Raw genomic sequence first — 12,638 nt, 5'->3', positions numbered from 1 at the left:
AATACTATTTGCCTCAAATTGTTATAGGCAAATCATATTTATTATATTTGCAAACTTTTAAAAATTTATGAGGTATTTTATCTTATTTTTATTGAGTATAAGTTTCGCACAAATAAGCCATTCTCAAATATATGAAATTGGTGTGTTTGCTGGCGGAAGTAATTTTATTGGTGATGTTGGTGCCACAAACTACATCTCACCCAATAGGCCTGCTTTAGGTGCTATTTTTAAATGGAATAGAAGTCCAAGACATTCTTGGCGTGTTTCTATAATTTATGCTGATTTAGTAGGTGAAGATAAAAATTCTGATGACCCAAGGCGAATTGCTCGTGATTACTCTTTTGACAGTAATTTATTAGAAATATCTGCAGGTATGGAATTTACATTTTGGGATTTTGACCTTCACACAACTGGCATAAAATTTACACCTTATTTGTTTTCTGGTATCACATCTGCCTACCATGACAACTTTTATTTCGACCAAACTGGTACTATAAGAAGTGAAGATACTAGCAGCTGGGCGTTTGGCATCCCAATGGTACTTGGAGTTAAAACCAATATTACAAATCATTTTGTTTTAGGCATGGAAATTGGTGCTAGATATACATTTTCTGATGAAATTGATGGAAGTGTTCCTGATGCAGATTTTAGAGAAAACCTAAGTTTTGGTAATACGAATAGTAATGACTGGTATGTGTTTTCCGGTTTTACATTAACTTATACATTTGGTCAAAGGCCTTGTTATTGTAATTTTTAAATGAACTCAAAAGATCAAATACAACTCAACAAACTACCAAATCATGTCGCCATAATTATGGATGGTAATGGTCGTTGGGCTAAACAAAAAGGAATGGTACGGGTTTTTGGTCATGAAAATGGAACTAAATCTGTCAGAGATATAGTTGAAGCCTCTGCAGAAATAGGGATTAAACATTTAACACTCTACGCTTTCTCTACAGAAAATTGGAAACGGCCTAAACTAGAAGTACAAACCTTAATGAAGCTTTTGGTTAAATCACTAAAAAAAGAAATCAAAACACTTCAAGACAATAACATAAAACTTTCTGCTATTGGAAATCTTGACGATTTACCAAAAAAAGCACATTCAGAGTTATTAGAGGTTATTGATAAAACAAAAAACAATTCGCACATGACCTTGACCCTAGCACTAAGTTACGGTTCTAGAGAAGAGATCATCAAGGCTGTAAAAAATATTGCTGCGAACGTTAAAAATAATATAATTTCTATTGAAAGTATTGACGAATCAATTATAAATAAGCATCTTTACACGCAAAATTTACCAGATGTTGATTTGTTAATAAGGACTAGTGGTGAACAAAGAATAAGCAATTTCTTATTATGGCAAATAGCCTATGCCGAATTATATTTTACAGATGTATTATGGCCAGATTTTAAGAAAGAAAACTTATATGAAGCTTTGATCAACTATCAAAACAGAGAACGACGATTTGGAAAAACCAGTGAACAACTTAGTTAACAACATACTTTTGAAAACATACATCAAGCAACTATTAACCGCATTTATTTTTATCTTTTCTTGTGTGTCAGTTGCACAACAACTTGACTTTAATAATGGTAAAACTTACACTTTAGAAGAAGTGACCGTTACTGGTAACACTAATTTTAGTGAACAAACTATTGTCTCCTATTCTGGTTTGCGTAAAGGTGAACAAATTGTCATTCCAGGTGAAAAAATCAGTAATGCAATAAAGAAGTTATGGAAAAGTAACTTATTTAGTAGTATTGATGTTTACCTAGTTAGAACAGAAGGTGATAAAGCATATATAGAAATTAACTTAGTTGATTTACCTGAACTTAATGAAGTAGATATACAAGGGGTAAAGAAGAATAAAAAAGACGTATTATTAAAAGACAACAACCTTTCTAAAGGTGTTAAGGTTACTGAAAACCTCATTACGACTACACGTAATTATCTTACAAACAAGTACAAAAAAAATGGCTTCCTAAATACTAAAGTTACGGTAAACACAAAAGAAATTACCAATGACTCTATAGAAAAAAGTCGTGTCAATATGTTGATTTATGTTGACAAAGGTGAGAAAGTTAAAATAGATAAAATTAATTTTACTGGTAACGAAAAGCTTTCTGGGAAGAAACTCAGAAAAGCCATGAAAAACACCAAACAAAAAAACCCTATACGTATTTTAAAACGTTCAAAATATATTGAAGAAGATTACAAAGAAGATTTAGTAAATATTATTGATAAGTATAAAGAAAATGGGTATAGAGATGCAAGAATAATATCAGACTCTATAATCTATAAAGACGATAAAACCATTACACTTAACATTCAAGTTGAAGAAGGTGAGCAATATCGATTTGGTAAAATTACTTTCGTTGGAAATAGTGTGTATACAGACGAACAATTGCATTCTATTTTAAGAATCAATGAAGGCGACACCTACAATGGTGTTGAATTACGTAAACGTATTGCTGATGACACTAGACCAGATGCTGTAGATATTACAAATGCCTATCAAGATACAGGATACCTTTTCTCAACGATTAACCCTGTTGAAGTTAGCGCTGATGGTAACGTAATTGATATGGAAATTAGAATTTCTGAAGGTAAACCTGCTTACTTCAATAACGTGACTGTTAGAGGAAACGATAAAACTAACGACCATGTTATATATAGAGAATTACGTACAAAACCTGGTCAGCTCTATAGCAAAAGTAACGTCGTAAGAACTATTAGAGAATTAGGTCAGCTTGGTTATTTTGATGCGCAACAAATATCTCCAGATTTTAAAAACATGAACCCTAACGATGGTACTGTAGATATTGAATATTCAGTAGTAGAAGCTGGTTCTAGTCAAATAGAACTACAAGGTGGTTATGGCGGTGGTGGCTTCATTGGAACATTAGGGCTTTCTTTCAATAATTTTGCTATAAAAGATCTTTTTAACAAAGAAGCTTGGAAACCAATTCCTACAGGAGATGGTCAAACATTAGCTTTACGTTTACAAGCGTCTCGTTTTTTCCAAACCTATAGCTTTTCATTTTCTGAACCTTGGCTAGGTGGAAAGCGTCCAGTACAATTATCTACTTCAATATCACACACAAGACAATTTTTATTTAATCCTGTTACAAGAGATGCAGATAAAGACCGTCGATTTAATATTACAGGTATTTCGGTTGGATTAGCGAAACGATTAAAAGTTCCAGACGATTATTTTACATTATCGCAATCTATTGGATTCCAACATTACGACCTTAAAAATTATAATACTGGATTATTCACTTTTGGTGATGGCTACTCAAACAACCTTTCATATACTGTTGGTTTAAGTAGAAATAATCTTTACACAGATCCAATTTATCCTGAAGGCGGATCAAGTTTTGCTGTAACGGCAAAGTTATCTTTTCCGTATTCTTTATTTAACAATGTAGATTATAAAGCATTAAAAGAAGAACGTGATGCACTTAATCCTGCAGACCCAGATGATTTTGAAAGAATCGGTGAAATAGATCAAGAGCGTTACAACTGGTTAGAATTCTACAAAGTTAAATTTAAAGGCGATTGGTATACGCGCATAGTGAAAAAACTGGTGGTAAAGTCTGGTTTAGAGTTTGGCTTTCTTGGCGCATATAACAATGATAGAGGTGTTATCCCTTTTGAACGATTTTTCCTTGGAGGTGATGGTTTAGGAAATTTTGCTTTAGATGGAAGGGAGATCATACAGCTTCGTGGTTATCCAAATCAGTCATTATCATCTCAAGATGGTGGAACTATTTACAATAAATTTTCGTTAGAATTAAGATATCCTATTACCTTAGAAGGTCAAGCAAAGATTTTTGTGCTTGGGTTTGCTGAAGGTGGAGCTTCATTTGATAATTTCAGAGATTACAATCCGTTTAACATCAATCGTTCTGCAGGTTTTGGACTTAGAATTTTCATGCCAGCTTTTGGGTTATTAGGTATTGATTTTGGTCACGGCTTTGATGCACTTCCAGGTCAAATCAATAAGAATGGATGGGAAACTCACTTTATTATTGGACAACAATTTTAATTTTGGCACGATATTTTCAATAAGCAATTATGACGATTTAATGCAGGTGTTAAAATTTTTCAGAATATATTTCGTTAATTTGAAAAATGAAACCCAATGGCAGTATCGTAATTATAATCTGTCATTTTAATATTTATAGTGATATCAATAAATTATAAAATAAAACAGATGAAACATAAAGTTCTTTTTTTAGTGACAGTATTGAGTGTAATGAGCTTTGTTTCCAATGCACAACGTGGAGTTAGAATTGGCTATATAGATACTGAATATATTTTACAAAATGTACCAGAATATCAACAAGCTACGACGCAGTTAGACCAAAAGGTACAGCAATGGAAAATAGAGATTGAGCAACGATTGAATGCCGTAGATTTAAAGAAAAAACAATTAGAAACTGAGCGTGTATTATTAACTAATGAATTGTATGAAGAACGTCTGGAAGACATTTCTTATGAAGAAACAGAAATCTTAGATTATCAACAAAAACGTTTTGGTCCTAATGGTGATTTAATGATTCAAAAGCAACAATTAATACAACCTATACAAGATCAAATTTTTGCAGCAGTTCAAGAAATTGCAGGTAACAAAAAGTATGATTTTATTTTTGATAAATCTGCAGACGTTGTTATGCTCTACTCTGCTGAACGTTTTGACATTAGTGAACTGGTTATTAGGAGTATTACTAGATCATCTAAACGTACGCAAGCCAAATCTAGAGCTGAACGCAGAAAAGCTGAACAAGAAGATGTTGTCCCAGTTGTGAATAAAGAATTAGATGAACGCGAAAAGGCTTTAGAAGACAAAAAGAATGCTCGTGACACTGCAGTAGCTAAACGTCAAGAAGATCAACAGAGACGTAGAGATTCATTAAAAGATGCAGCAGCAGCACGTCGTCAAAAAATATTAGATGACAGAGCTAAAGCAAAAGCTGAACGTGATAGTATAAATAGCGCTAAGCGAAATGTGCCTCAAGACACAATTGCCTCAAGAAAAGCAGGAGACAAAACAAGTCCAACAACTGGAAATACTGAAAAAACACCAGCACAGATCGCTGAGGAAAAGAAGCAACAAAAAATAAAAGACAGAGAAGCACGACAAAAAGCCTTAGACGAGAGAAGGAAAAAAATACTCGCTGACAGAAAAAAAGCCAAAGAAGAACGAGAAGCTAATAAAAAGAAAAAGGACAGTGTTCCTGACAATAATAACTAAAAACAATAATTATAACACGTAACAAATTTTAAAATGAAACATTTAAAAACCCTTTTATTTGCAAGTTTACTTTTCATTGGAGCTACAAGTTTTTCAGCTGCACAGTCTAAAGTAGCGCATATAAATACGACTCAGTTAGTTGATGCCATGCCAGAGATGAAAGCTGCAAAAGCTGAGATTGAAAAATTGACTAAGACTTACGAAGCAGAAATAAAGACTATGGCTACTGAACTTCAAACTAAAATGAAGCAATTCCAGTCTGAAGCAGACACAAAAACTGAAGAAGAGAATACAGCTAGAGTTCAAGAAGTTCAAACTATGGAGCAAAGTATTCGTCAATACCAAGCACAAGCACAACAAGACTTGCAAAAGAAAGAAACAGACTTACTAAAACCTATTTTTGAAAAAGCTAAAGCAGCAATTGATAAAGTAGCCAAAGCTCTAGGTTATGAGTATGTTTTAGATTCTACTACTGGTGGAGGAGTTCTAGTTGCAGATGGTAAAGATCTATTAGAAGATGTTAAAAAAGAATTAGGATTCTAAAAAAACATCTACTAAAATAATTGAACATGAAAGCCACTTTAATAAGTGGCTTTTTTATTTTTGTAATTCATTATGAGTAAAGCACCTATTGGCATTTTTGATTCTGGAATTGGAGGTACATCTATCTTTAAAGAGATGCATACACTCTTACCTTTTGAAAATTCTATTTATCTAGCTGATAGCAGGCATGCACCTTATGGTAATAAATCTAAACAAGAGATTATTAACCTCAGTATTAAAAACACAGAAAATTTACTTTCTAAAGGATGTAAGATCATTGTCGTTGCCTGTAATACAGCTACAACTAATGCCATTGGTTATTTAAGAGCGACCTATAATATACCTTTTATAGGAATTGAGCCTGCCATAAAACCCGCAGCATTAAATACAAAAACCAAAACCATAGGTATTTTAGCCACCAAAGGCACGCTAACTAGCAAATTATTTCATCAAACAACAGATCTCTATAGCAATGGTATTCGAGTGATAGAACAAATAGGAGATGGTATTGTTCCCTTAATCGAAACGGGTAAAACTGAATCTGAACAGATGAGAGAATTACTAAAAATATATCTTAAGCCTATGATTGAAGCCAATATTGACCATTTAGTGTTAGGCTGTACACATTACCCGTATTTAATTCCTCTACTTATTGAAATGTTACCTAAACAAGTTAAAATAATAGATTCTGGCTTGGCTGTTGCAAGACAAACAAAATCTATTTTAGATCAACATCAACTTCTAAATAAGACACTTATAAAACCCATCAATATGTTTTATACTAATGGTAGTGTTCAAGTGCTCAGAAGCATTATAAACCAAAAGTTTCCAGTAGAAGCATTAGACTTTTAAACTATTTGAACCAACTCGAATAGTTTACATAATTGTTTGCGATACGGTCAATTTCATTAGAAATTAATTCTTGACTAATATCTTTTATTTTCTTTGCAGGAACACCAGCATATATACTTCCAGATTCGACTCTGGTATTTGCTGTTACTACAGCTCCTGCTGCAATAATACAATTGCTCTCAACTATACAATCATCCATAATAATGCTTCCCATGCCAATGAGGACATTATCATGTACTGTACAGCCATGTACAATAGCATTATGACCAATAGATACATTATTTCCTATAGTAGTTGGTGATTTTTGATAGGTAGCATGTATAATTGCTCCATCTTGCACATTGACTTTGTTACCCATTTTTATGTAATGTACGTCGCCTCTAACAACTGCATTGAACCAAATACTACATTGGTTTCCTATAGTGACGTCACCTACAATGGTAGCGTTTTCGGCAATGTAACAATCCTCAGGGATTTGAGGTTGTTTCCCATTTACTGGTTTTATAACTGGCATATTGAATTATAATCTATAATTAATTTTTATTTATTGAACTATTTAAAAAACGCTAATAAATTAGCTTTCTTAGATGCCGAAACTATGATTTGTTTTCCACTACTTAAAATTACACTTCCGCCTTTTCCTTTCACATATTTGGTAACTTCGTTAACATTGACCAAATAACTTTTATGTACTCTAGCAAAACTACTGTCTGTAAGTGCTTCTTCAAAATATTTTAAAGTTTTACTAACTAGTTTTTTCTTATTGTTTTTTAAATAGATTTCAGTGTAGTTATCATCCGCTTTACAATATAATATATTAGAGGTGTCTAAGACTTCAAATCCGTCCTGCTGCGGTATCGTTATTTTACCATTAACGTGATTCGTTTTTGATACCAATACCTGATCTTGTAAAGCGTCTTCTTTAGTTTTTATATCAGTTACATAGTCTACAGCCTTAATTAGTTCATCTATAGAAATAGGTTTCATTAAATAATAGGAAGCATGGGCATTGAGTGCTTCAATAGCATAATGATTATATGCTGTTACGAATATCGTCTCAAAATCTATATCACCAACTTTATCTAACAAATCAAACGCATTTCCATAAGGCATCTCCACGTCTAAAAACACCAGATCTAAATCGTGATTTCTAATGAGCACCAATGCATCATCTATGTTAGCAGCTTCACCTAATATATCAAGATTAGGGCAGTATTTTTTAAGATAGTTCTTAAGAATTTCCCGACTAGTCTCTTCGTCTTCTACAATGATAGATTTAAGCTTCATGTTTCAAATATTGATATGATTAATCTTTTTTAAGTGTCACTACTACTTTTGTTCCTGTATCTTCTTCATTCTGAAAATCGTCAACAAAAACGTCAACTTTATCCTTATACATTTGATTTAAAATGGTTACTCTTTTCTTGATATTACCCATTCCTTTAGAGTTTTGCTTTTGTTGATTTTCGGTTTTTAGAGATTTTGAACGTTCTCTACCAATTCCATCGTCAGAAACTGTGATTGTGATTTCGGTAGTATTCTTTTTTTCTATACTAATGTTTAAATGCCCTTTTTGTTTTTTATAACGAAGTCCATGCCAAACCGCATTCTCTATATATGGCTGTAATAACATTGGAGGAATTTGATATTCTGAAATAGGTATAGCGTTATCTATTGTTATACTATAATCAAATTTATCTTGAAATCTAAAATGTTCTAACTTAGTGTATAGTTCTAGTAGTTCGATCTCCTTTTCAAGTGGAATGAAATCTTCTTCACTATTTTCTAAAACAGCTCGCATCAAATGAGAGAAATCGGAAAGGTATTTATTAGCGGTACGTTCATCATTAATTGCTATAAAACTATTTACAGAATTAAGTGCGTTGAAAATAAAATGTGGATTCATTTGGCTTCTCAACGACTTTAATGCTAACAGGTTATTAGCTAAACGCTGCTGTTTTATATACTTGAACATAAAAAAGCCAATAACAACCAATAATAACATACCAGTTATTAACGAATAGATAATTAATTGCTGGTTCTTATTACGCTCTGAGATCAAACTATTAGTTAATTGCCTATCACTTTCAAGACTAGTTATTCGGTTTTGTTTTTCGATAATATTACGTCTAAAGCGGTCTGCCTGAGAGAGCTCTTGCTCTCTTTTTATATAGAGTTCGTCTACAACATCTTTATAGGCCTCAAAGGCAACTTTGGCTTCTTCATAGTTGCCAGCATCAAAATGAACATCTGATAATTTCTTAGTGGCATCCTTTTTAACAACAAGATCTTCTTTTTCATTGGCCTCTTGAATACTTTTTTCAAAGTATGGTATTGCATTGAGATAATCTTTTTGTAAGAAATAAGCGTTTCCAATTTTATAATTTTGTTTTTGAGGAGTAAGTGCACTTTCATTTTCAATTAAAGAATCGTTTTCTACGTCCTCTACATCTTCAATAATCTCCTTTCTAAGTATAATTTCTTTATCATAATTTCTAGCTGTATTTTGAAAATCTGCAACGGTTACTTTCTCTTCTAACGCTCTTTTTTTAGTTTGTTGCTCAGCTAAATTCATTGTTCTATCAAAAGCCTCTTCTGCTGCAGCCGTTTTCCCAGATGCATTATAAACCTGGGCAATTTTTGAATTCAAATCTACTACTTTAGGCGATATTAAATGATTTTTAGCTACCTCAAGCCCTTTATTATATGCCTCTAAAGAGGCTTCAAAGTCTTTTATATGATAGTAAGTGTCTCCTAAGCCTTCATAAAAAGTGGCTTTTTGATAATTTCCCAATGAACTTACGTCAATGGCCTCATAAGTATCTATACTCTCTTGATAGTTTTTATTTAAGCCATAAGCATTAGCCAAACCTAATTTTGCCTCATTGGTTTCTAAATTCTGTAGACTGATTCTATAATTGGTTACGGCTAAATCGTATTGTTTCCAATACATGTAAACTTCTGCTAAAACTTGATAGGCTTCAGCATTTTGTTTAACTGAATTACTCTGCAATAAGGCTTCTCCAACGAATTCAATACTTTTGGCTACATCTTTTTTCTTGAATTTAGCTACAGAATCAATTAACGAGTTGAACAGTTTAATATCACGCTTATATTTTGAATTAGTTTTCTTTTTTATAATAACTGGTTCAACTTCAATGGTAATTCTATCATCATTGATTATCGTATAGTAAACAGTTTCAAAGTCTTTATGTCTAACAATAAGCTCATCTCCTTTTTTTACTCTAGTAATTAAGAACCTACCATCTGAATCAGTAATTGTGTATGCGCCTCCATTAACCTCTATATTCACTTTAGGTATTGGTTTATATGTATCGCTTTCGCGAACAGAACCTCGTATAGAAAAATAAGAATTGCTTTCCTGTGCATTCAAATTTAAAATTGGAAAACACATCAGAATTAATAGACTATATCTTAGAAGTAATGACATTTTAAAATTTAGTTGACTAAACATACATACTTTAATTGATTTAATAAAATGATGTCTTAGCAATATCAGCAGTTTAGTCTATAGAAAAGACATTCTTACTCATTAAAACGTACTAGTTACGCATTATAAAAAGTGGTTTGCTCATTATCGTTTTTAATTAACAAAAGACATAATTAGATTTACTATATCAATTTAAAAACGATTAAAAATGAAAATACTTTTAAAGGTAAACCTATTTACAATAGCAATGATGATATGTTTATCGTGTAATGCCAATAATAAAACCAATGAGGTAAGTTTGGCTAGAAATGGAGACTCAAAACATGAGCTTAATAAGCAATTCATAAAAGTGGCACTTTTATTAGATACAAGTAATAGCATGGACGGTCTTATAGATCAAGCTAAATCACAACTTTGGGATGTTGTGAATGAGTTATCTTATGCTAAGTGTGGTAATGATAAACCCAGCTTACAAATTGCTTTATATGAATACGGAAATGACAATTTGAATAGTGAAGAAGGCTATATTAGACAAGTCATAGCATTTAGCAGTGATTTAGATGAAATATCAAAACAATTATTTTCACTCACCACTAATGGTGGAAATGAGTATTGCGGTCAAGTAATCCAAACGTCATTAAACCAACTTAATTGGGGAAATAATCAAGATGATTTGAAGCTTATCTTCATCGCTGGAAATGAGCCCTTTTCGCAAGGTAAAATCAACTATAAAGATGCTGCAAAATTAGCTCACAGTAAAGATGTCACTGTAAATACTATCTTCTGTGGAGACTATAATCAAGGTATTTCTACTTATTGGAAGGATGGTGCTGATATTACTCATGGTGATTATATTGCGATAAATCATAACCAAGCTACTACTTACGTCGCAACACCATTTGACGACCAAATACTAAAGCTAAATCAAAAACTCAACAATACATATATTGCCTATGGACGTTTAGGGAAGTCCAAAATGCATGTGCAAGCTGAACAAGACGCCAATGCTCATGGTTATAGCAACGAAAATGCAGTGAGCAGAACAGTAAGTAAAAGTTCACATCTATACAAAAACGCAACATGGGATTTAGTTGATGCTGAAAGTGAAGAAAACTTCAGATATGAAGATTTAAAAGACAGTGATCTACCAGAAGAGCTAAAAGGAAAAAGCAAGTCTGAAATAAAAGCTTATGTTTCTAATAAACGAACTGAGCGTAATTCTATACAAGAAGAGATTCAAGCTTTAAATGAAAAACGTCGTAATTTTATCGCTTCCAAACAAAATGATAATACAAGGCTTGAAAGTGCTATGATTAAAGCTATAAAAACTCAAGCAAAACAGAAAAAGTATAAATGGTAATCTTAATAACAAACAAGCTTAAAATAAAAACATCTCGGAAATTCCGAGATGTTTTTATTTATATCATATAAGAAGAATTAATTAATTGCAGGACAATTACATTCGTACTTTTCTTTTCTACAATTAAAGTTGTATCCTAATGTTATTTGGTGGAAACCACCATTGTTAAAAACAACAGAATTTGCTTGGTATGAATAGGTATAGGCAAATACAAAATTGTTATAATCTACACCAACAAAAGGGGTAAAGTACTGTAGTTTTTGACTACTTACACCTGAACCATCTTGAAATTCTGCACCATCAAAACTTCTTCGGTAAGATAACCCTCCCCAAAGTGTACCAAAATCCATTTCTCTATAAACCTTAGCATTGATATCGATAGAAGACTCTTCTGTAGCATCTCTATACATATACATTATAGAAGGCTCATAACTCCAATCGCTATTATATTTACTAAATGTATTACCAGCTGAGAATAGGTATGTTCTCAAATTATCATAGCTTAATCCTTGTTCATTGAAATTAATACCATCATTATTAAGTACGTTCTTAACAGTAGCATGAGCGTAAAAATCTATCAAATGATATGAGAATCCAAAATCTACGTTGAAGTTTGTAGCACTTTGTTCTACACCAGCAATAATTGGATCGAATCCATCTGCTAAAAACTCTGTTTCATCTAATTTATACTGAATTAATCCAGCACTCAAACCAAATGATAACATATTTAAATCAATTTCATTTCTAGAAAACATCAAGTGATGCGCATAAGTTAAATATGCTCCTGTTTGTGAATGATAACCGTTTTTATCATTATAAACTATTGCTCCAACTGCAGAAGGAGAGTCACCAATTCTACTATTGACACTCAAGGTTTGTAAGTTTGGAGCTTCGTCTTGTCCGAACCACTGCTGTCTAGCAGTAAGTCTTACTTTAGCACAATTTGCTACACCAGCCATTGACGGATGGATTAAATAATAATTATCTGTTAAATAATCTGAATAAATGGGTAATCCTTCTTGAGCAGTACCAATTTGAGTAAACAATGCTATAATCGCTATTAAACAATACTTTTTTAAATTCATATCTTATTTATCTTTTCAGGGTAAAATGGGCTTTAAATTCTTTACGTTGACCATTATTAGGTTCGTTGTACTCTACCACAAAC

Annotated in this window: 11 protein-coding genes; 7 read left to right on the top strand and 4 right to left on the bottom strand. The window is 32.3% G+C overall.

The genetic code is table 11. From position 1 onward, the window contains the following. Nucleotides 1-91 precede the first annotated feature (91 nt). From Q0876_RS09420 to murI, 6 genes are all read left to right on the top strand, one after another. Entirely contained in the window at nucleotides 92-757 is a 666-nt protein-coding gene (locus Q0876_RS09420) for a DUF6089 family protein (RefSeq protein WP_367276649.1), read from the top strand. Further along, on the top strand, nucleotides 758-1,498 hold the full coding sequence (locus Q0876_RS09415) for an isoprenyl transferase (RefSeq protein ID WP_299226786.1): 741 nt from the start codon (nucleotides 758-760) through the stop codon (nucleotides 1,496-1,498). Then, a complete protein-coding gene (locus tag Q0876_RS09410) occupies nucleotides 1,470-4,055 on the top strand; it encodes a POTRA domain-containing protein (RefSeq protein WP_299226783.1) in 2,586 nt (861 codons plus the stop codon). The genes Q0876_RS09415 and Q0876_RS09410 overlap by 29 nt, the downstream gene beginning before the upstream one ends. Nucleotides 4,056-4,223: 168 nt before the next feature. Further along, nucleotides 4,224-5,264: an OmpH family outer membrane protein gene (locus tag Q0876_RS09405; RefSeq protein ID WP_299226780.1), complete on the top strand. Its 1,041-nt coding sequence runs from the start codon at nucleotides 4,224-4,226 to the stop codon at nucleotides 5,262-5,264. A gap of 33 nt (nucleotides 5,265-5,297) precedes the next feature. Next, nucleotides 5,298-5,807 (top strand): OmpH family outer membrane protein, encoded by a 510-nt coding sequence (locus tag Q0876_RS09400; protein ID WP_299226777.1) that lies wholly within the window; start codon nucleotides 5,298-5,300, stop codon nucleotides 5,805-5,807. Nucleotides 5,808-5,879: 72 nt separating this feature from the next. After that, nucleotides 5,880-6,659: a glutamate racemase gene (gene murI / locus Q0876_RS09395; RefSeq protein WP_299226774.1), complete on the top strand. Its 780-nt coding sequence runs from the start codon at nucleotides 5,880-5,882 to the stop codon at nucleotides 6,657-6,659. Between the two features lies 1 nt (nucleotide 6,660). Here murI and Q0876_RS09390 read toward each other — a convergent pair whose 3' ends face one another. Genes Q0876_RS09390 through Q0876_RS09380 form a run of 3 tightly spaced genes read right to left on the bottom strand, consistent with a single transcriptional unit; the run spans nucleotide 6,661 to nucleotide 10,110 of the window. Further along, on the bottom strand, nucleotides 6,661-7,173 hold the full coding sequence (locus Q0876_RS09390; RefSeq protein ID WP_299226771.1) for a gamma carbonic anhydrase family protein: 513 nt from the start codon (nucleotides 7,171-7,173) through the stop codon (nucleotides 6,661-6,663). Between the two features lie 38 nt (nucleotides 7,174-7,211). Next, nucleotides 7,212-7,946 (bottom strand): LytTR family DNA-binding domain-containing protein, encoded by a 735-nt coding sequence (locus Q0876_RS09385; RefSeq protein ID WP_299226768.1) that lies wholly within the window; start codon nucleotides 7,944-7,946, stop codon nucleotides 7,212-7,214. 19 nt (nucleotides 7,947-7,965) lie between these two features. Next, on the bottom strand, nucleotides 7,966-10,110 hold the full coding sequence (locus Q0876_RS09380) for a histidine kinase (RefSeq protein WP_299226765.1): 2,145 nt from the start codon (nucleotides 10,108-10,110) through the stop codon (nucleotides 7,966-7,968). 208 nt (nucleotides 10,111-10,318) lie between these two features. On the opposite strand from Q0876_RS09380, the gene Q0876_RS09375 reads away from it, so the two are divergent. Continuing rightward, nucleotides 10,319-11,470 carry a vWA domain-containing protein gene (locus tag Q0876_RS09375; RefSeq protein ID WP_299226762.1) on the top strand — a complete coding sequence of 384 codons (1,152 nt, stop codon included), beginning with the start codon at nucleotides 10,319-10,321 and terminating at the stop codon, nucleotides 11,468-11,470. Between the two features lie 77 nt (nucleotides 11,471-11,547). Here Q0876_RS09375 and Q0876_RS09370 read toward each other — a convergent pair whose 3' ends face one another. After that, on the bottom strand, nucleotides 11,548-12,555 hold the full coding sequence (locus Q0876_RS09370) for a type IX secretion system membrane protein PorP/SprF (protein ID WP_299226759.1): 1,008 nt from the start codon (nucleotides 12,553-12,555) through the stop codon (nucleotides 11,548-11,550). Between the last annotated feature and the right edge of the window lie 83 nt (nucleotides 12,556-12,638).

Source organism: uncultured Psychroserpens sp. (genome assembly GCF_947503375.1).
In the GTDB taxonomy this organism is placed as follows: Bacteria; Bacteroidota; Bacteroidia; order Flavobacteriales; family Flavobacteriaceae; genus Psychroserpens.
This window is presented reverse-complemented; position numbering and strand designations above follow the sequence as displayed.